17 protein-coding genes are annotated in these 20,144 nt (G+C 72.2%); 8 read left to right on the top strand and 9 right to left on the bottom strand.

Annotated features, from left to right (window positions below; all coding sequences use genetic code 11):
• Entirely contained in the window at nt 1-681 is a 681-nt protein-coding gene (mtrA, locus tag J2Y46_RS09765) for an MtrAB system response regulator MtrA (protein WP_045297395.1), read from the bottom strand.
• 243 nt (nt 682-924) lie between these two features.
• Here mtrA and J2Y46_RS09760 point away from each other — a divergent pair, with 243 nt between their 5' ends.
• The 6 genes from J2Y46_RS09760 to aqpZ all read left to right on the top strand — a co-directional run bounded on the left by J2Y46_RS09760 (nt 925) and on the right by aqpZ (nt 8,066).
• Nucleotides 925-2,598: a glycerophosphoryl diester phosphodiesterase membrane domain-containing protein gene (locus J2Y46_RS09760; RefSeq protein ID WP_310241979.1), complete on the top strand. Its 1,674-nt coding sequence runs from the start codon at nt 925-927 to the stop codon at nt 2,596-2,598.
• Complete coding sequence (locus tag J2Y46_RS09755) at nt 2,589-3,275, top strand: DUF4129 domain-containing protein (RefSeq protein WP_310241978.1); 687 nt, start codon at nt 2,589-2,591, stop codon at nt 3,273-3,275. The genes J2Y46_RS09760 and J2Y46_RS09755 overlap by 10 nt, the downstream gene beginning before the upstream one ends.
• Before the next feature lie 118 nt (nt 3,276-3,393).
• Nucleotides 3,394-4,638 carry a DUF4350 domain-containing protein gene (locus tag J2Y46_RS09750; RefSeq protein WP_310241976.1) on the top strand — a complete coding sequence of 415 codons (1,245 nt, stop codon included), beginning with the start codon at nt 3,394-3,396 and terminating at the stop codon, nt 4,636-4,638.
• Complete coding sequence (locus tag J2Y46_RS09745) at nt 4,635-5,651, top strand: MoxR family ATPase (protein ID WP_310241974.1); 1,017 nt, start codon at nt 4,635-4,637, stop codon at nt 5,649-5,651. Before J2Y46_RS09750 ends, J2Y46_RS09745 begins: the two co-directional genes overlap by 4 nt.
• 5 nt (nt 5,652-5,656) lie before the next feature.
• Nucleotides 5,657-6,958: a DUF58 domain-containing protein gene (locus tag J2Y46_RS09740; RefSeq protein ID WP_310241972.1), complete on the top strand. Its 1,302-nt coding sequence runs from the start codon at nt 5,657-5,659 to the stop codon at nt 6,956-6,958.
• Nucleotides 6,959-7,268: 310 nt separating this feature from the next.
• Nucleotides 7,269-8,066, top strand: coding sequence for an aquaporin Z (gene aqpZ, locus J2Y46_RS09735; protein WP_045301086.1), 798 nt, complete (start codon nt 7,269-7,271; stop codon nt 8,064-8,066).
• Nucleotides 8,067-8,136: 70 nt separating this feature from the next.
• Here aqpZ and katG read toward each other — a convergent pair whose 3' ends face one another.
• The 3 genes from katG to J2Y46_RS09720 form a co-directional block, all read right to left on the bottom strand.
• Entirely contained in the window at nt 8,137-10,446 is a 2,310-nt protein-coding gene (katG, locus tag J2Y46_RS09730; RefSeq protein ID WP_045301084.1) for a catalase/peroxidase HPI, read from the bottom strand.
• A gap of 44 nt (nt 10,447-10,490) precedes the next feature.
• Entirely contained in the window at nt 10,491-10,979 is a 489-nt protein-coding gene (locus J2Y46_RS09725) for a Fur family transcriptional regulator (protein WP_310241968.1), read from the bottom strand.
• 63 nt (nt 10,980-11,042) lie between these two features.
• The gene (locus J2Y46_RS09720) at nt 11,043-12,038 is read right to left on the bottom strand and encodes a stage II sporulation protein M (RefSeq protein WP_045301081.1); all 996 of its coding nucleotides are present in this window, start codon (nt 12,036-12,038) and stop codon (nt 11,043-11,045) included.
• A 16-nt stretch (nt 12,039-12,054) separates the two neighbouring features.
• Between J2Y46_RS09720 and J2Y46_RS09715 the strand changes: the two genes are divergently transcribed.
• The gene (locus J2Y46_RS09715) at nt 12,055-12,900 is read left to right on the top strand and encodes an RDD family protein (protein ID WP_310241967.1); all 846 of its coding nucleotides are present in this window, start codon (nt 12,055-12,057) and stop codon (nt 12,898-12,900) included.
• Nucleotides 12,901-12,916: 16 nt separating this feature from the next.
• Here J2Y46_RS09715 and ahcY read toward each other — a convergent pair whose 3' ends face one another.
• Together ahcY and J2Y46_RS09705 are read right to left on the bottom strand one after the other, a co-directional pair.
• The gene (ahcY, locus tag J2Y46_RS09710; protein ID WP_045301078.1) at nt 12,917-14,416 is read right to left on the bottom strand and encodes an adenosylhomocysteinase; all 1,500 of its coding nucleotides are present in this window, start codon (nt 14,414-14,416) and stop codon (nt 12,917-12,919) included.
• Between the two features lie 46 nt (nt 14,417-14,462).
• Nucleotides 14,463-14,669, bottom strand: coding sequence for a DUF3499 family protein (locus J2Y46_RS09705; protein WP_045301176.1), 207 nt, complete (start codon nt 14,667-14,669; stop codon nt 14,463-14,465).
• A 190-nt stretch (nt 14,670-14,859) separates the two neighbouring features.
• Between J2Y46_RS09705 and J2Y46_RS09700 the strand changes: the two genes are divergently transcribed.
• Nucleotides 14,860-15,300 carry a metallopeptidase family protein gene (locus J2Y46_RS09700; protein ID WP_310241961.1) on the top strand — a complete coding sequence of 147 codons (441 nt, stop codon included), beginning with the start codon at nt 14,860-14,862 and terminating at the stop codon, nt 15,298-15,300.
• Nucleotides 15,301-15,315: 15 nt separating this feature from the next.
• On the opposite strand, the gene J2Y46_RS09695 is transcribed toward J2Y46_RS09700, so the two are convergent.
• From J2Y46_RS09695 to J2Y46_RS09685, 3 genes are all read right to left on the bottom strand, one after another.
• Nucleotides 15,316-16,722 (bottom strand): DUF5719 family protein, encoded by a 1,407-nt coding sequence (locus tag J2Y46_RS09695; protein ID WP_310241960.1) that lies wholly within the window; start codon nt 16,720-16,722, stop codon nt 15,316-15,318.
• On the bottom strand, nt 16,719-19,595 hold the full coding sequence (locus J2Y46_RS09690) for a glycosyltransferase (protein WP_310241957.1): 2,877 nt from the start codon (nt 19,593-19,595) through the stop codon (nt 16,719-16,721). Before J2Y46_RS09690 ends, J2Y46_RS09695 begins: the two co-directional genes overlap by 4 nt.
• Nucleotides 19,596-19,681: 86 nt before the next feature.
• Complete coding sequence (locus tag J2Y46_RS09685) at nt 19,682-20,008, bottom strand: WhiB family transcriptional regulator (RefSeq protein ID WP_084695695.1); 327 nt, start codon at nt 20,006-20,008, stop codon at nt 19,682-19,684.
• Nucleotides 20,009-20,144 lie beyond the last annotated feature (136 nt).

The following is a 20,144-nucleotide window of genomic DNA, read 5'->3' as shown; positions in this document are numbered from 1 at the left end:
CTAGACGACGGCGCCGGCGCGGTATCCGACACCGCGCACGGTCGTCACGATCTTGGGGTTGTCGGGGTCCTTCTCGACCTTGGCCCGCAACCGCTGCACGTGCACGTTCACCAGGCGCGTGTCGGCCTTGTAGTGGTAGCCCCACACCTGCTCGAGCAGCATCTCGCGCGAGAACACCTGCTGGGGCTTGGATGCCAGGGCGACGAGCAGCTCGAATTCGAGGGGGGTCAGGGCGATCGGCCCGTCGCCGCGGCGCACCTCGTGCGCGGCGACGTCGACGGTGAGATCGCCGATCCGCAGCGAGTCGTTCGCCGGCTGGCTCGCCGGGCGCAGCCGGGTGCGGATGCGGGCGACCAGCTCCTTCGGGTTGAACGGCTTGACGATGTAGTCGTCGGCGCCCGACTCGAGGCCCTTCACGACGTCGGCGGTGTCGGTGCGGGCGGTGAGCATGATGATCGGGATGCCGGACTCGGCGCGGATCCGGGTGCAGATCTCGATGCCGTCCATGCCGGGCAGCATCAGGTCGAGGAGGATGAGGTCGGGACGCTCGGTGCGCCACGCGTCGACGGCCTCGGCACCGTCCGCGCAGAAGACCGTCTCGAATCCCTCCGTGCGCAGCACGATCCCGATCATCTCGGCAAGGGCGGTGTCATCGTCGACCACCAGGATGCGTGAAGTCATCGCGCGCGTTCGTTCCTTCTGTCCAGGCGCAGAGGATGACGTGCGCGTCCCCATGCGCTTCCCACAGAGTAGTCGACCGGGGCTGTGGACCGGCCGAAGCTCGCCCGAACGGACACCGAGAGGCTCATCCACACGGCGGCTGCAGCATCCGTTCGATATGGAACGATAGGGGCAAGCGCCGTCCTGAGGGCGCGGCCGACGCGCCGCACACCCCGCGACGCGCCGCCGACCGAGAGGGGAATCGTGTCCGCATACCCGGCCTGGACGCCGGCGTCACGCCCCGGGATCATCCCGCTGCACCCGCTGTCGTTCGGCACGATCCTGGCCCGCTCGTTCTCGGCGCTGCGGCAGAACCCGCGCGTGCTGCTGGGCTTCGCGCTCGTCGTGCAGACGCTCGCGTACATCGTCGTCCTCGGCGGTGTGCTCGCCATCGGGTGGGCGTCGTTCTCGCGCCTCGACACGCTGCGGCCCGGCACCGAGGAGTACGACACCGTCATGGCGGGCTCGATCGCGCTCACCGCCGTCGCCGGCATCGTGCTCTCCCTCGCGGCGGGCGCGCTCAGCGTCATCGTGCAGGGCATCGTCGTCGTCGAGGTGACGCACGCCGCCGTCGCCGAGAAGCAGACCCTCGGCGCGCTCTGGCGTCAGGTCAAGCCGATCGCATGGCGCCTCATCGGCTACTCGCTGCTCGTCGTCCTGGCGATCGTCGCGGTCGTCGCTGTGGTCGTGCTCGGGATCATCGGCATCGCGATCGCGGCCCCGCCGGCGGCGATCCTGCTCACGATCCTCGTCATCCTCGCGGCCATCCCCCTCACGTGGTGGCTGATGATCAAGCTCCTGCTGGTGCCGGCCGCCATCATCGTCGAGCACGCCACGATCCTCCAGGCGCTGTCGCGTTCGTGGACCCTCACGCGCCGGCGCTTCTGGCCGGCCCTCGGCATCATCCTGGTGATCAGCGTCATCTTCGCCGCCGTCGCGCAGGTCGTGAGCCTGCCCATGAGCTTCCTCTCGATGGGGCTGACGACGATCATCGCGCCGACGGGCGATCCCGAGCCGACCGCCATCATCGGCTTCATCGCCGCGACGCTCCTCACGCAGGTGCTCACGCTGCTCCTGCAGTCGGTCGCCGTCGTCGTGCAGTCCACCGCGACCGCTCTCATCTACATCGACTGCCGCATGCGCCGCGAAGGGCTCGACCTCGACCTCCTCGCATACGTGGAGCGACGCGACGCCGGAGCCGGCGCCCTCGCCGACCCGTATCGCGAGCACATCGGGCGCGAGATCGCGCCGCGGGGCGTTCCCGGGGCATACCCGGTGCCCGGCTACACGCCGTACCCGGCCGGATATGCGACCCCGGCGTACCCAACGCCGGCCGGCGCGGTGTTCTCCACGACGCCGGCGCAGCCGGGCTACGGTCCGCCGGCGGGGTACGGTCCGCAGCCGGGCTACGGCGTGCCGCCCGGGTACGGAGCCCCCGCCCAGCCGGGCTACGGCGTGCCGCCCGGGTACGGCGCGCCGGCCCAGCCTGCGTACGGTGCCCCGGCACAGCCTGCCTACGGTGCGCCGGCCCAGCCTGCCTACGGCGCGCCGGCCCAGCCTGCGTACGGAGCGCCGGCCCAGCCTGCGTACGGAGCGCCGGCGCAGCCTGCGTACGGAGCGCCGGCGCAGCCGGCGTACGGTGCCCCGGCACAGCCTGCCTACGGTGCGCCCGCGCAGCCGGCGTATGGTGCGCCCGCGCAACCCGCCTACGGTGCGCCCGCCGACCGCCCCGCGGCCCCGGCGCCCGCGCAGCCGCCCGCGGCCACGCCCGCCGCAGCCCCCGCACCGCCCACGCCCGCGGACGAGCCCTCCCCCACCCGCTGGACCGCCCCCGGCGCCGCACCCGACGGCGCCGACCGCGAGTCGCCGTGGGCCTGATCCGCGCCGCTGTGCGCGCGCTCGCGCGCGCGTCCGACGCCGTCCCGCCGCTCACGCCGGACGGTGACGAAGCACGGCGGTGGGCGGAGCAGGAACTGTCGGACCCGGCGTACGACGTGGCCGAACCGACGCCGTTCGACCGCATCGCCCGCGCCGTCGGCGACTTCATCGCGACGCTCCTGAACCCCGACCTCTCCGGCGGATGGGGCTCGACGTTCGCGCTCGTCGCCGCGATCGTCGTCGCCGTCGTCATCATCGCGGCGTTCCTGCTGTGGGGCGTGCCGCGGGTGACCCGGCGTGCCGCGCCGCGGACTCCGCTGCTGTTCGGCGAGGCCGAGCACCGCTCGGCCGCCGAACTGCGCGCGGCCGCCGCCGAGCGCGCCCGCGCGTCGGACTGGGACGCAGCGATCGTGCTGCGCTTCCGCGCCCTCGCCCGCGGCTGCCTCGAACGCGGTGTCGTCGACCCCCCGCCGGGCGCGACCGTGCATGCGTTCGCTCGAGCCGCGGGCGCGGCCTTCCCCGCGCTCGAGCCTCGGCTCGAGGCGGCGGCCACCGCGTTCGACGACGTCCGCTACCTGCGCCGTCCAGGGAGCGAAGACCTCTACCGTCTCGTCGAGTCCGCTGACGACTCCGTCGCCGCCGCCCGCCCGGTCGCCCGGGAGCAGGTCCCCGCATGAGACTCCCGCACACAGAATCGGAGATTCTGGTCGACACCCCGTGTGGCGCGACCACCGGGCGGCGTGTCGCCGAATGCCTCCGATTCTGTGCACCCGCCACCAGCTGCCGAGGCACCGCATGACGGCGGCGGCGCTCGACACGTCGACTCCGGTCCCCGCGTCCCCTCCGCCCGGCGCCGGCGCGCCGGGCGGATCCTCCGGACGCGTGGGTCCAGCTGGTCCCCGGCGCGGCCGCCGGTGGGCGGCGTGGGTCTCGATCGGCCTCGCCCTGCTCGTGATCGGCGGGATCGGCGGTGCGGTGTCGGCGGCGAACCAGTGGGCCCAGCGCGACGCGCTCGACCCGGACTCGACCGGCCCCGGCGGCACCCGCGCGCTGGCCGAGATCCTGCGGGGCCACGGCGTCGATGTGCGGGTGGTGCGTGATCGTGCGGCCGCCGCAGAGATTCTGGGCACAGCGCCCGCAACCCTCGTCCTCCCGGACGCGCCGGCGCTCTCGGACGACGCGATCGCCGACCTCGCCTCCGGGGCGACCGACGTCGTGCTCGTCGAGCCCCGCGCCCGCACGCTCGACCTGCTGCTCCCGGGCTCCGCCCCCGCCGGGGTCGCCCCCGACGCGGCGATCGGGCCCGACTGCGACCTCGACGCCGCACTCCGCGCCGGCGCCCTCGCCCCGGGGGCCGTCTACAGCGCAGGTGATGCCGAGGCGTGCTACCCGGCGGACGCCCGGTACGGTCTCCTCGTCCGTTCCGCCGATGGCGGCCGCATCGCCGCGGTCGACGCCCGGCCGCTCTTCGCCAACGAGCACCTCGCCGAGAACGGCAACGCGGCGCTCGCGGTGAACCTGCTGGGGCGGCATCCGCTCGTCGTCTGGTACGTGCCGAACCCCGGCGACACCGACCTCGCGAACGCGAACCCGTCGCTCGGCGACCTCACACCGCCCTGGGTGAGCGCGGTCATCGTCCTCCTCCTTGTCGCCGGCATCGCGGCGGGCGTCTGGCGGGGCCGCAGGTTCGGTCCGCTCGTCGCGGAGCGCCTGCCCGTGACGGTGCGCGCCTCCGAGACGACCGAGGGTCGCGCCCGCCTCTACGCGCGCGCCGGCGATCCGCTGCACGCCGCGGACCGGCTCCGGATCGGCGCACTGCGGCGCATCGCCGCGCTTCTCGGCCTCGCCGCGAACGCGGCCGCTCCCGACATCGCCGATGCCGCCGCCGGCCGCACAGGGCTCGACCGGAGGGCCGTGCGCGGCATCCTGATCGACGACGTCCCGCGCAGCGATGCGGACCTCGTCGCCCTGAGCACCCGCTTGAGAGACCTCGAGGACGCCGTTCGCACGGCCGTCCGCCCCGAAAGGAGTCCCCGATGACGGACACCCCCGCCACCGCGAGCACCGAGGCGCCCGCCGCGACGGATCGCCCACCCCTCGACGACGCCACGCTGCGCGAGGCGATGAACCGCGTGCGCCTGGAGGTGGGCAAGGCGGTGGTCGGGCAGGACGGCACGGTGACGGGCCTGCTGATCGCCCTGCTGTCTCGCGGCCACGTGCTCCTCGAGGGGGTTCCCGGCGTCGCGAAGACCCTCCTCGTGCGGGCGTTCTCGACGGCGCTGGGTCTCGACACGAAGCGGATCCAGTTCACGCCCGACCTGATGCCCGGCGATGTATCGGGGTCGCTCGTGTACGACGCGAAGACGGGCGAGTTCGAGTTCCGTGAGGGCCCGGTCTTCACGAACGTCGTGCTCGCCGACGAGATCAACCGCACGCCGCCCAAGACGCAAGCGGCTCTGCTCGAGGCGATGGAGGAGCGCCAGGTCTCGACCGACGGCGTGACACGGCCTCTGCCCGACCCGTTCCTCGTCGCGGCCACCCAGAACCCCATCGAGCACGAGGGCACCTACACGCTGCCCGAGGCCCAACTCGACCGGTTCCTGCTGAAGCTCATCGTCGAGATACCGGCACGGGATGCCGAACTGGCCGTGCTGCGCCGACACGCGAGCGGCTTCGACCCGCGCGACCTCGCGGGTGCAGGCCTGCGCCGTGCCGCGAGCGCCGACGAGATCCGCGCGGCGCAGCGGGCCGCGGCATCCGTCACCGTCTCTGACGACGTGCTCGGCTACGTGGTCGATCTCGCGCAGGCCACGCGCCGGAGCCCTTCGGTGCAGCTCGGCGTCAGCCCGCGCGCGGCGACCGCCCTGCTGGCGGCATCGAAGGCGTGGGCGTGGCTCGGCGGGTACCCCGCGATCACGCCCGACCACGTGCAGACGATGCTGCTGCCCACGTGGCGCCATCGGATCCGGCTGCGTCCCGATGCGGAGCTCGAGGGCGTGTCCGTCGACGCCGTGCTGGGCTCGGTGCTGCAGCAGACCCGCGTCCCGATCTGAGCCGCATGTACGTCACCGGTCGTCTGCCGCTGCTGCTCGCCGTCGGAGCGCTGCCCGTCTTGCTGCTCTCCGCGGCAGGCGTCGACGCGTGGATCGCGGCCGCGGGGTGGGTGCTGCTCTGCCTCGCCGCGATGCTCGGCGACGCCGCGGCGGCACCGGACCCCCGCAGGATCGCGGTCATGCGGAGGATTCCGGGGCGCGTGCTCCTCGGCCAGCGCGTGGTCGCCGAACTGGTGCTGCGCAACCTCGGCGAGCGCACGCTGCGGGGCCGGATCCGCGACGCGTGGCAGCCGACGGCGGGGGCTCCGCCGGAGCGGCCGGCCGTCGTCATCCCACCCGGCGAGGCCCGGACCGTCGGCGTCCCGCTGCTCCCCCGCCGCCGCGGCGAACTGCGCTCACGCTTCATCGTCGTGCGCGCCGACGGACCGCTTCGTCTCGCCGGACGCCAGGCTCGTCTCGACGAACCCGGCGCGCTTCGCGTGCTGCCGCCGTTCACCGCCCGACGTCACCTGCCCTCGAGGCTCGCCCGGCTGCGCGAGCTCGACGGCAACACCAGCGTGCAGGTGCGCGGTCAGGGCACGGAGTTCGACAGCCTGCGCGAATACGTGCGCGGTGACGACGTTCGCTCGATCGACTGGCGCGCCACGGCGCGCGCGAGCACGACGATGCTGCGCACGTGGCGCCCCGAGCGCGACCGGCACGTCGTGATCGTGATCGACACCGGACGCACGGCCGCCGCACGCGTCGGCGACGGCGTGCGGATGGATGCCGCGATGGAGGCGGCGCTGCTGCTCGCGGCACTCGCGTCACGGGCGGGCGACCACGTCCACCTCCTGATGTTCGACCGGACGATCCGCGCCCGCGTCACGCGCGTGGACGGACCCGGACTGCTGCCCGCGCTGGTCGACGCGATGGCCCCGGTCGAGCCGCAGCTGATCGACACCGACTGGGACGCCGCCTTCGCGCAGGTGCGCGCTCTCACCTCCCGCCCGTCGCTGGTCGTGCTGCTGACGGCGCAGGACGCCGCCGAGGCGGCGCGAGGGTTCCTCGGGTCGCTCCCGGCGCTCGCGCGGGGCGCGCACGTGCTGGTCGGCGCCGTCACCGACGAGCAGGAACCCCTCCCCGAGCGCCCGGATGCCGCTGACGTCTACCGTGCCGCCGCGGTCGAGCAGAGCACCCATGACGCCGCGGTCGTCGCCGCCGCCATCGGCCGGGCCGGCGGCGAGGCGATCGCGGCGACGCCCGAGGACCTTCCGCCGCGCATCGCAGATCGCTACCTCGCGCTGAAGGCGGCCGGTCGCCTGTGAGGCCCCGCACTCGCCACACCTGAGCCGCGTCTCCGGGTTTGGGGCGCGCCCCGCGCGTTCGGGGCGCACCGGATGCGCCCCGAGCGCAGCCTGTGCGCCCCAAACCGCGGGCGACGCCACGCCGAGCGGACCAGCGGAGGGGACGGATGCCGCGGGCGACAGCATCCGACACCGCAAACGGGTGGCAACCATCGCCTGAACCACGGGGGAAACTTGCGGAGATCAGGCGTTATACGCAGACACTCCGCGTGCGGTTCCTGGGAAACCGCTGAAAATGCCGCTAGCCTCGCGGCGAGGAAAGGAGTCCGCCATGTCGGATACCACCATCCCGCCCACCACGGTGAACAGGCTCGTCGCGGAGGCTCTGGGAACGTTTCTGCTCGTCTTCGGCGGTGTCGGCGCGGCGCTGTTCGCAGCCAACTTCCCGGCCGGAGACGAGGGCAACCCGCTCGGCATCGCGTTCGTCGGCGTCTCGCTGGCGTTCGGACTGACCGTCGTCGCGGGCGCCTACGCATGGGGACCGATCTCGGGCGGCCACTTCAACCCCGCCATCACGCTCGGACTCGCGGCGGCGGGCCGCTTCGAGTGGAAGAACACGATCGGCTACATCATCGCCCAGGTGATCGGCGGCGCCCTGGGCACGACGCTCATCGTCCTGATCGGCATCTTCGGCACCGACAACTGGCTCGCCAACGCACAGGACAGCGGTTTCGCGTCCAACGGCTACGGCACCGGCGACTTCGGCTCGCCCGGCGGCTTCGAGCTCGGCGCCGCCATCATCGCCGAGGTGCTGCTGACGGCGATCTTCGTGCTCATCATCCTCGGCGTCACGCACTCGACCCGAGGCACGGCGGCGCTCGCACCGCTCGCGATCGGCCTCACGCTGACCCTCATCCACCTGATCTCGATCCCGATCGACAACACGTCGGTGAACCCCGCCCGTTCGATCGCCGCGGCCATCTACGGCGGCCCCGGGCCGCTGTCGCAGCTGTGGGTGTTCATCGTGTTCCCGATCGTCGGCGGCCTCATCGCCGGCGTCCTGCACCGCGCGCTCTTCGAGCCCAAGGGCACGCTGCCCCCGGTCCAGGCCGAGGCACGCGTCAAGTAGTCACCGCACGCACCACGACGAGCGGCCCGCCCCCTTCCGGGGACGGGCCGCTCTTCTGCGTCTGCGCAGGTCAGACGAGGTCGAACCGGTCGAGCTCGGTGACCTTGCCCCATGCCTTCACGAAGTCGCGCACGAACTTCTCGTTCGCGTCGTCCGAGGCGTACACCTCGGCGACGGCACGCAGCTCGGAGTTCGACGAGAACAGCAGGTCGACGCGCGTGCCGATGCCCACCGGCGCGCCCGACCCGTCCTTGACGCCCGCGAAAGCGTGGGCGCCCGGGTCGAGCGGCTTCCAGGTGGTGCCCAGGTCGAGCAGGTTCACGAAGAAGTCGTTCGTGAGCACGCCCTTGCGGTCGGTGAACACGCCGTACTCCGAGCCGTCCCAGTTCGCCCCGAGGACGCGCAGGCCGCCGACGAGCACCGTCAGCTCCGGCGCGCTCAGCGTGAGCAGGTTGGCGCGGTCGATGAGGTGGTGCTCTTCGGGCATGAACGCTTGCGGGCCGTAGTAGTTGCGGAATCCGTCGGTGGTCGGCTCGAGGAACGCGAACGACGTCACATCGGTCTGCTCCTGCGTGGCGTCGGTGCGGCCCGGGTGGAAGACGACCTCGGCGTCGACGCCGGCGTCCTTCGCCGCCTTCTCGACCGCCGCGTTGCCCGCGAGCACGATGAGGTCGGCCAGCGACACCTTCTTGCCGTCGGTGCGGCCGTCGTTGAAGGAGGCCTGGATCTGCTCGAGCTTCGCGAGCACCGTGGCGAGCTGGGCGGGCTTGTTGACCTCCCAGTCCTTCTGCGGAGCGAGGCGGATGCGGGCGCCGTTGACGCCGCCGCGCTTGTCGCTGCCGCGGAACGAGGATGCTGCCGCCCACGTCGTCTCGACGAGCTCGGTCACGCTCAGACCGCTGTCGAGGATCTGCGCCTTGAGCGCCGCCGCGTCCGCCGCGTCGATGAGCGCGTGGTCGACCGCGGGGACGCGGTCCTGCCAGAGGAGCTCCTCCGACGGGACCTCGGAGCCGAGGTAGCGCTCGATCGGACCCATGTCGCGGTGCGTGAGCTTGAACCAGGCGCGCGCGAACGCATCGGCGAAGGCCTCGGGGTCGTCCTTGAACTTCCGCGAGATCGCGTCGTACGCGGGGTCGGTGCGCAGGGCGAGGTCGCTCGTGAGCATGCGGGGCTCGCGACGGCCGTTCGAGTGCGCCATGGGCACCATGTCGGCGCCGCCGCCGTTGATCGGGCGCCACTGGTGGCCGCCGCCCGGACTGCGCATGAGCTCCCACTCGTAGGCGTAGAGGATGTGGAAGAACTCGTTGTCCCAGCGCGTGGGGTGGTACGTCCACGTCACCTCGAGGCCCGACGTGATGGTGTCGTCGCCGTGGCCGGTGCCGTAGCCGTTCTTCCAGCCGAGGCCCTGCTCCTCGAGGCCGGCGGCCTCGGGGTTGTCACCGACGTTCGTGTCGGGTGCCGCGCCGTGTGTCTTGCCGAAGGTGTGGCCACCCGCGATCAGCGCTACGGTCTCCTCGTCGTCCATCGCCATGCGGCCGAACGTCTCACGGATGTCGCGCGCGGACTTCAGGGGGTCGGGCTCGCCGTTCGGGCCCTCCGGGTTCACGTAGATGAGCCCCATCTGCACAGCCGCGAGCGGCCGCTCGAGGTCACGGTCGCCCGAGTAGCGCTCATCGGCGAGCCACGTGGTCTCGGGACCCCAGTACACGTCGGCGTCCGGCTCCCACACGTCGGCGCGGCCACCCGCGTAGCCGAAGGTCTCGAAGCCCATCGACTCGAGCGCCACGTTGCCGGCGAGGATCATGAGGTCGGCCCACGACAGCGACTGACCGTACTTCTTCTTCACCGGCCAGAGCAGGCGGCGCGCCTTGTCGAGGTTGACGTTGTCGGGCCAGCTGTTCAGCGGCGCGAAGCGCTGCTGGCCTGCACCGCCGCCGCCGCGGCCGTCGGTCACACGGTACGTGCCCGCGCTGTGCCACGCCATGCGGATCATGAGCGGGCCGTAGTTGCCGAAGTCGGCGGGCCACCAGTCCTGCGACGTGGTGAGCGTCTCGGCGATGTCGGCCTTGACCGCGGCCAGGTCGAGCGACTCGAAGGCCGCCTTGTAGTCGAAGTCCTCGCCGAGCGGGTTGGCGACCGCCGGGTTCTTGGCGAGGATCTTGAGGTTCAGCTGGTTCGGCCACCAGACGCTGTTGGCGTTTCCGGTGGTCGGGTGCGGCTGACCGCCGTGGATGACCGGGCAGCCCTCCGTCTCGTTCGGGCGCGGGCGGGTCTCGCCGTCCTCGCGCTCGTCGACCGGGGTGTCGATCGGGGTGACCGCCTGATCGGCGTCGGTCGGGTTCTCACCGATCTCCGGGATCGTGTCGTTGGTGTCGGTCATGGCTTCCTTCCAATCGGGATGGGCTATCGAAGTCGGACAGGACGTCAGAAGCGCGCGAGCCCCGCGACGGCAGGCTCGTCGTCGCCCGGTGCCGCCTGCGCGCATGCCGGGCACACGCCCCAGAAGGTCACCTCGGCCACTTGCACGGCGTAGCCGTGCGCGTCGGAGGGCGTCAGGCACGGTGCCTCGCCGACGACGCAGTCGACGTCTTCTACGGCGCCGCACCGCGAGCAGATCAGGTGGTGATGGTTGTCGTCGACGCGCAGCTCGAACAGGCCGGGGCGGCCCGCAGGCTCGATGCGGCGCGCGAGGCCGGCATCGACGAAGTCGCCGAGGGCGTTGTAGACCGACTGCAGGCTCGTGGCGGGGAGCGTCCGGGCGACGACGGCGAACAGCTCGTCGGCGCTCGCGTGAGGACGCTCGATGAGCGCATCGACGACGGCGCGCCGCGAATCGGTGACCCGCAGTCCAGCGGCACGCAGTCGGGCCGCCGTGTCGACGGCTCGCGCTTCGACGTCGGTGTGCGGGGCCATACCCTGAGCTTAGCGTTGTTTTGAGTTGTTCAAAACAGTGGTATGCGGCATCCGTCTCGGGAATCAGCCCGCGACGAGCGTCGGCGTGCCTGCCTCGTACTCGGTGAGATCGCCGGTCTCCCCCAGCCGGTGCGCACGCCGGCCGACCACGAGCATGTAGACGAGGAACAGGGCGAGCGCGGCCGCGCCGATGCCGATCTTGACCGGCCATGGCCAGGGCTGTGCCGTCACGAAGCCCTCGATGACGCCCGAGACGCCCAGCGCGATCACGAGGCCTATCGCGATCGTCGCGAGGGAACGGCCCGCCTCGGCGAGGGCTTCGCCGCGCGAGCGCGGTCCGGGAGCGACCCAGGCCCAGAAGATCCGCAGCCCCGCCGCCCCGGCCACGAAGATGCACGTGAGCTCCAGCAGGCCGTGGGGGAGGATGTACAGCACGAACACGTCGCCACGGTCGAACGCCGCCATGATCGCCGCTGCGGTGCCCACGCCGACCGCGTTCTGCACGAGCACCATGATCGGCCAGATGCCGGTGATGCCGAACAGCACGCACTGCGCGGCGATCCAGGCGTTGTTGGTCCACACGGTGCCGGCGAAGACCGCCGCGGGATTCTCGCTGTAGTAGTCCGTGAACTGGTTCTCGGCGTACTTCTCGAGCTCGGCCTGACTGCCGAGGCTCGCGATCAGCGCAGGGTCACCGGAGACCCACAGCGCGACGACGACCATCACGATGACGAAGCCGACAGCGATCGCGAGCGTGGGCCAGCGCACGCGGTAGAGCGCGGCGGGCAGCTGCAGCGCGAAGAAGCGCGGGATCTGGCGCATGACATTCTCGGGCGCCCCGGTCAGTCGCAGCCGTGCGCGGCCCAGCATGGTCGAGATGTGATCGCCCTGGACACTGCGGCCCGCCGACGTCTTCGCATCGGCCAGGTCGGCGGAGGCCGCGCGATACCGGGTGACGAGCTCGTCCACCTCGGCGCCCGACAGGCGACGGGCGCGGCTGAGCTCGTCGAGGCGCGCCCATTCCTCGCGCCGAGCCGCCGTCAGCGCGTCGAGGTCCATGCGCTTTACTGTAGCCATGCCCGCCGACCAGCCCGCGATCGTCGACATCCACCAGGACGAGGTGCTCACCGGCGAGGCCGTCGCGCTCGACGTGCAGCCGCTCGGCTTCTTCATGCGCGCACTCGGGGTGATCATCGACATGATCCTCGGCGTCGTGGTGTTCCTGCTGCTGGCGTGGGGCATCACCTGGCTCGCGGGGATCGGTGTCGTGGACGAGGCGGTGATGCCGATCCTCACGATCGTCCTGCTCGTGCTCGTCATGGTGGTGATCCCGACCGTCGTCGAGACCACCAGCCATGGGCGCAGCCTCGGCAAGCTGGCCGTCGGCGGCCGCATCGTGCGGGCCGACGGCGGCGCCTCGGGCTTCCGTCACGCCTTCATCCGCGCCCTCGTCGGCGTGTTCGAGCTGTGGTTCACGGTGGGCGCCGTCGCCGCGCTCGTGGGCGCCTTCACTCCCCGGTCGCAGCGTCTCGGGGACCTGCTCGCCGGGACCTACTCGGAGCGCACGCGCACACCGCGCCTGTCCGACCCGCAGCTGGGGATCCCGCCGCAGCTCGCGGAGTGGGCCGCCGTCGCGGACGTCGCACGACTGCCCGAACGCCTCTCGCGGCGCTTGGCGCAGTTCGCCCGGTCGGCGGCGAGCATGGAGCCGTCCGCACGCGCGCGGGTTGCGGCATCCCTCGCCCGTGAAGCCGCCGAGCACGTCTCACCGGTACCGTCCGCCGACCCCGAGACGTTCCTCATCGGGGTCGTCGCCGTCCGCCGCGAGCGCGAACTGCGGGCGCTGCGGCTCGAGACCGCACGCGCGGACTCGCTCGCGGGTCCGGTGTCGGCGCCGCCGCGCGGCTTCCCCGAGCGCTGAGCCCGGGGCGCCGCGGTCAGTAGCGGTAGTGCTCCAGCTTGTAGGGGCCCTCGACCGGCACGCCGATGTACGACGCCTGCTCGGGGGTGAGCTCGGTGAGCTGCACGCCGAGCGCGTCGAGGTGCAGGCGCGCAACCTTCTCGTCGAGGTGCTTGGGCAGCACGTAGACGGCCGTCGGGTACTCCTCGCGCTTCGTGAACAGCTCGAGCTGCGCGAGCACCTGATTCGTGAAGGATGCGCTCATGACGAACGACGGATGCCCCGTGGCATTGCCCAGATTGAGCAGCCGGCCTTCGCTGAGCACCAGCACGCTGCGCCCGTTCGGCAGGCGCCACTCGTGCACCTGGGGCTTGATCTCGACCTTCTCGACGCCGTCGATCGCCTCCAGGGCCGCCATGTCGATCTCGTTGTCGAAGTGACCCACGTTGCCGACGATCGCGAGGTGCTTGAGCTTCAGCAGGTCGTCGGCGGTGACGACGTCCTTGTTGCCTGTGCCGGTGATGACGATGTCGACCTGCCCTGCCACGTCGGCGAGCCGCGCCACCTGGTAGCCGTCCATCGCTGCCTGCAGCGCGCAGATCGGGTCGACCTCGCTGACGATGACGCGCGCGCCCTGCCCGCGCAGCGCCTCGGCGGCCCCCTTGCCCACGTCGCCGTAGCCGCACACGAACGCGACCTTGCCGCCCATCAGCACATCGGTGGCGCGGTTGATGCCGTCGGGCAGCGAGTGGCGGATGCCGTACTTGTTGTCGAACTTCGACTTCGTCACCGAGTCGTTGACGTTGATCGCGGGGAACAGCAGATCGCCGGATGCCGCGAGCTCATACAGACGGTGGACGCCCGTGGTGGTCTCCTCGGTGACGCCGAGGAGACCTTCGGCCATGCGCGTGAAGCGCTGCGGGTCGCGCGCGAGGCTGGCGCGCAGGGTCTCGAGCACGATGCGGTACTCGGCGGAGTCGTCGGCCGCAGCATCCGGAACCGAACCCTCCTTCTCGAACTCGACGCCCTTGTGGACGAGGAGGGTCGCATCGCCGCCGTCGTCGAGGATCATGTTGGGGCCGTCGAAGCCCTCGGCGGTCCAGTCGAAGATGCGGTCAGCGAGACGCCAGTACTCCTCGAGGGTCTCGCCCTTCCAGGCGAAGACGGGGACTCCGGCGGGGGCGTCGACGGTGCCGGTCGGGCCGACCACGACGGCGGCGGCTGCTTCGTCCTGCGTGGAGAAGATGTTGCAGCTCGCCCAGCGCACCTGCGCGCCCAGGGCAACCAGAGTCTCGATGAGCACGGCGGTCTGCACCGTCATGTGGAGCGACCCCGCGATGCGTGCGCCCTTCAGCGGCTGCGACGCGCCGAACTCCTCGCGCAGCGCCATGAGCCCCGGCATCTCGTTCTCGGCGAGGCGCAGCTGATGGCGCCCCGCTTCCGCGAGCGAGAGGTCGGCGACCTCGTACTCGAAGCCCTCGCGGGACTCGGTGACCTCGGTGGCAGCAGGCGTGGCGACGGGCGTGTGGGTCGGCATCCGCCCATTCTCCCACGCCCGCCGCGGGCCCACGAGAAGAGCAGGATCAGGCGCGGAGGGTCTCGTGTCTGACGACGACCCAGCCCTTGGGCACGGACAGGCGGTCGGTATGGATCGCGCAGAGATCGTGGGCGTGCGGATCGCCGGCGGCGCCGAGCGGACCGAGAGCCGCCATCTGGTCGCCGTAGTCGTAGGTGAGCGTGGACACCGCCTCGCGGGCGCATCCGACCTTGGAGCAGACTCTCTCGCGCATCGGGTAGACGCTATCGCGCGCGGCCGACATGGGAACGGATGCCGCGCCGCACGACGTCGCGGGCGTTCTGCGTCGCCGGATCCTCAGCTGAGGACGAGAGCCGAGCTGAGGAGCCGATCACGGCGGGCCGCCCCTCATTTCGGCTCTGACCCTCGGCTGAGGACGCCCCTCGCAGACCTAGGATGGGAACATGGCGTGGCGTCGGAGCAAGACCAGCGAGCGCGCGCCGCGGCGCGCGTCCCGTCACGGACGCCACGGGCGCGAGGGGCGGAGTTCCGTCGTCCGCCCGCCCCTGCCACCGCTCGACACCCGGGTCGACCGGTTCGACCTGGCGGTCGGCACCGCGGCGGAGTTCCTGCGGTCGGCCTGGCCGGAACTGCGCGACGTCCGCTTCGAGGTCGCCGACATGCCCGCCGCGACCGACGACGACGGGATCCCGCGCTGGACGGTGCTGCCGGACGCGGGCCGCATCATCCTCTACCGCCTGCCGATCGAGCGCCTCAGCCACATGCATCGCGACGACGATCTGCACCGGCGCATGCTCGTGGAGGGCGCCGTGTTCCGTGCGGCGGCGGAGTATCTCGATCGCGACCCGTGGGACCTCGGCCCGGAGCGCTTCAGATACTTCTGACACCCCCGGTCGGGGTCAGGGGTAGACGACGATCTCCGGCGTCGCGACGTCCGCGGGCCACACGGGCACGCCCGCGAGCGCACCGTCGCCCGCGAACGACAGCCCTGCGCGGACCGGAGCCGCAGGATCGAACAGGTACAGCGTTCGCGTCGCCAGGCGTATCGCGACCGACCCGTTCGCCGGAACGGTCAGATTGATGGCCGACCCGCCGTCGACCGGGGTCACGTCGACCGTCACCGGGTCGCCGGAAGGGTTCACCACCGTGAGCGAGGGTGTCGGGCCTCCGGGCGTCGCGAACAGCGACGGCACCGTCACCTCGGGCGCCGGCGTGTACCAGGCGAAGTCGTCGCCGGCCGAGATGCCGGTCGCCTGCCACACGGCTGCGACCACGGGGGCGTCCGCCTCGACCGTGACCGTGTAGGCACCGGGGGGCAGTGCGTTCAAGGCGAGCTCGAGCGGCTTGCCGGCCTCGAGGGCCAGCTCCTGCGGCTCACCGACCGGCTCGGTGCGGCCGGCGGAGTTGACCGACACCCGTGCCGTCGCGGGAAGCGTGGGCGACAGCATCCGCAGCACCGTCGTCTCGTTCGTCGCGCCGTCCGCGTCGGTCGGACGCGTGACCGTGATCCCCGTGATCACCTGCGTGTTCTCGGTGTGGGCGATGGGCCCGACCTGATCGACCCCACCGGGGGTCAGGGTGCGGGTGATGCTCGCCTGGAGCGACGCGTGGATGGGTGCCCCGACCGCCGACACGCGCACGACCGGCGTCTCTTCGCCGAGCGCGAGGCCGGCGAGCGGCACCACGCGCTGCGTTCCCGGCGCGATCACGAGGTCGGCGCCGCCCGGCGGCGTCGCCGGTCCGTCCACGCCGTAGACCGTCAGCTGCACGGTGGCGGGGACCGCGCCCGGGTTGGCGAGAAGCACCAGATCCGCCGCGCCGGTGGCGCCCGAGCCGCCGACCAGCCACGAGTCGAGCAGCGGCGGGCGGCAGGCGGAGACCGCGAACCCCGAGAGATCGTCGGCGTTCGCCGTCGCCGCACCGATCGCGGCGATGTCGACCGCGTGGCCGTCCCGCGGCTCAGCCGTGTACGCGAGCGGGCCGGGCCCGACACCTGTCGTCTGCAGCTGCTGTTCCGCAGCTCCTTCGCCGTCGGCGGTGCCGCCGATGACGGACTGCGGGGCCGCGAGGGTCACCGTGGACGCCGCGGTGGGGTTGCGCCCGATCGACAGCAGCCCGCCGTCGCAGGCGATCACCGAAGCGGCCGGGGCCGGAGTCGCGGGAATGCTGAGGGGTTCGCGCACGACGGTCGGCCACGGCACCGAGACCGCGGTCACCACCGTGACCACCGCAGCGACCGAGACAGCCGTGCCGATCAGCAGGCGGGCGCTCGTCGTCGCCCACCGGAACACGCGTCGGTCGCTCATCGGCCCTCCTGCCAGTGGGGTCCCACGACGCGCGGGGTGCGCCGCGCCTCGCGGATCGAAGCGGCAGTCGGCACGGCGAGCAGGAGTGCGATGCCGAAGATCGCGAGCTGTCCGAACGCGATCCAACGGCCCAGAATCGACACGGATGCCGCCTCCTCCGGTCGCGGCGCGATCTCGTCGACGACCCGCCACAGCTCGCCCTTGGCGGTGTCGCCCACCACGACGAGCGTGTCGCGCTGGCCGAGCGCCGTCATGGCCGAGAGCCGCATCGTGCGCGCGGCATCCGTCTCCGGCTGCGTGCTCGGTGCGAGCAGGATGAAACCGATGCCTCTGGCCGCAAGCTGCCCCACGACGTCCTCCGATGAAGGAGTGACGAGGTCGGCGGCGAGCCCTGCGAGCTCTGTGTCCTGCGGGGTCGGCTCCGTGCGCGTCGACAGCAGGGTCGTCTGCCCGCCGATGGTCTCGCTCGCGCCCCACACCACCTGTGCGGCGACACCGGCGTCCGCCTGTGGAGTGAGCACGATCGTCCCGACATCGGGGTCGTCGCGCCCCTCCGCGGCGACGAAGGCGGGAAGCGTGCTCGCCGGCCCGTCGGCGACGGTCGCTGTTCCCCGCGTGAACGCGGTGAGCGAGGGAACCGCGAGCACCACCGTGGCCGCGAACACGAGGGCCGCCGCCACACCTCGCATCAGGGCGACGCGGGGGGCCAGCCCGGCGTCGAGCGCCACGAGCGCACCGCCGAGGCCGCCGAGCCACGCGAGGCTCAGCCCAGCGCCCGGCCAGAGCGGCACGGTGATCGACTGCGCGAACGCGACCGAGATCCCCACGGCGGCGAACGCCGTACCGAGGCCGAGCGCCGTGACGACGAGCAGCACGATCCCGGCCGCCCAGCGCTGGGTGAGGGGTGCGGCGAGGGCGAGGAGCGCGAGCGGCACGGTGAGCAGCGGCACCCACCACGTCGGCCCGTCGGGCAGGATCGTCGTCCACCCGGCGAGATCGGGGGTCGGGATGCCGGCCGCCAGCAGCGCGCGCCCGGCGGCGTCCGCAGCCACCTGCGGACCTGCCCACGGCACGCCGGGGTCGGCGACGAGGCCCCACGCCTGGCCGTTCGCGAGCGCGTTCCAGACGAGCGGGAGCGCCAGCGCCGCAGACGGGATGAGCGTCCAGATCAGACGGGCCACACCACGGCCCGCGCGCAGGATGACGGCGGCGAGCACCGCGCCCACCCATGTGACCAGCATCGCCGGTGCGAGGGAAGGAGCGGTGGCGACCACCCCCGCCAGGAGGATCGACGCCGCACCGGCGCCCGCCCACGAGCGGTGCGCGACGGCGCCGGCGTAGAACAGCCAGGGCAGCAGCAGGTGCAGGATCACGCCGGTCGGTCGCTCCTGCGTCAGGGCGACGAGGAACGTGGGCGCCAACGCCCAGACCGCTCCGCCGAGAAGTCGAAGGCTCGCCCGTTCGGTCACCCGCGTCGACGCGAACCATCCGCCGAGCGCGGCGAGGGGCAGCGCCAGCACCCAGAGCAGCACCAGCCCGCGAGACGGCGCCCAGGCCCAGAGCGAGCCGAGCAGGGCGACCAAGGCGGCGAACGGATCGGCAGGACCGATCGTGTCGATGCCGAGGGCCCGCTGGCCGTACATCGCGTCGTCCCAGAGTTGGCCGACCGTGGTGGCCAGCGGCTGGAGCGCTCCCCCACCGAGGACCGGCCACGCCAGCAGGGCCGGGAACGTCGCGACCGAGACGGCGAGCGCTGCGAGGACGAGCCATGCTCCGCCGCCCGCGAAGAACTTCAGATCGCTCCGACGGTGGCCGCCGAGAGCGACCTCAGGGTCGTCGTCGAGCCGTTCGCGCAATTCGCTCCGCGTCGTGCGCAGCGGCGCGATCTGCGCCCAGGACGCGGTGCGGGCGCGTGCGAGGCGACGGCGCCCACGCCATACCGGCACGAGGCGCACGAGTGCGACCGCGGCCGCCGCCCACTCCGCGGCGATGCGTCCGGGCTGCTTGCGGGCCAGATCCACGATCGAGCGCCACAGCGCGAGCGGAAGGATCGTGAGCCAGTGAAGCGGAGCGACGACCGCCGGCGCGTACACGAGCCGCCGATGCAGCTGCGCGACGCGCTCCGCATACACGGCACGGCGCTGCCGCTGAGGGGTGAGCGGTGTCGGCAGACCCGCGACGCCGTCGCCCGCCGTCGCGACAAGTGCACTCGGCACGAGCGAGACGCGCCCGCCCGCCAGGCGGGCCCTCACCCCGAGATCCAATCCCTCGTCGGCGCCGGAGAGTCCCCGATCGAGGCCGCCGAGCTGTTTCCAGGCGTCGGCGCGGACCAGGATGCCGCGGACGTCGGCGCCGAGGACGTCCTCCCGCGCGTCGTGCTGACCCTGGTCGAGCTCATCGTCCGCGAACCCGACCGTGCGGCCGAACCGCGTCATCCCGACCCCGAGCGACGCGATCTCCGTGCGGTCGTCCCAGCGCACCAGCTTGGGCGCGACGAAGGCGACCGACGGCGAGAGCTCGAGCGCGCCGGCAAGCCGGGCGAGCGCGTCGGGCTCCGGCGCGGTGTCCTGCGCGAGAAGCCACACGGCGTCGCCGTCGAGACGCGGCGTGACCAGCGCAGTCGCCGCGGCGTAGGCGGTCGATGCGCCGGCCCGGAAGACGAACTCGGCGCCCGCGGCATCCGCGATCTCGAAGAGATGGTCGTCGCCGCCGCACACCACGATCGTGAGGACGTCGACAGGGCGCGTCTGCTCGCGAAGTGCGGCGAGGGTGCGCTTCAGATGGAATGCCGCCGGGGTACGACCATCGGGACGAACCACCAGGATGGCGTGGACGCGGTTCGAGGCGACGGTGTTCGACGTGGCGGTGGGCATGTCCTGGTCAGCCTAGGTCGCGCTCGCAGCTCACGCCGGGCGCACGCGCCGGGTCGGCCGGATCGACCGGCCGCCCGGCGTGCGCGTCAGCCCGCTCGACGCTTCAGCTTGCGACGCTCGCGCTCGCTGAGACCGCCCCAGATGCCGAACCGCTCGTCGTTCTGCAGCGCATAATCGAGGCATTCGCCCCGGACGTCGCACGACGTGCAGATGCGCTTCGCATCACGCGTGGAGCCGCCCTTCTCAGGGAAGAACGCCTCCGGATCGGTCTGCGCACACAGTGCGTCGGTCTGCCATGCGAGCGGGTTGTCTTCTTCCGCATCGATGTTGCGGCGTACCCCCGGAACCCCCAGTTGAACCGGATCGACGAACCAGTCGTCGGGAACGCCGGAACGGAATTGCGAAACCGTCATGTCGTTCTCACCCCCCGTGATCCTGCTCCACGCTGGTGCGTGTTGTACGGCTAATTACACCCGTGTAGTTCGGCGAGGTCAAGTCGCAGATAGTAAATGCTCAACCGCCTCTTGAACCTTCACGACGCGCCGACGG

Origin of the sequence: Microbacterium sp. BE35 (assembly GCF_031457705.1) — a bacterium.
GTDB classification, from domain to species: domain Bacteria; phylum Actinomycetota; class Actinomycetes; order Actinomycetales; family Microbacteriaceae; genus Microbacterium; species Microbacterium trichothecenolyticum.
Note: the sequence above shows the minus strand (reverse complement) of the source record. Positions and strands in the feature narration are given on the sequence as shown.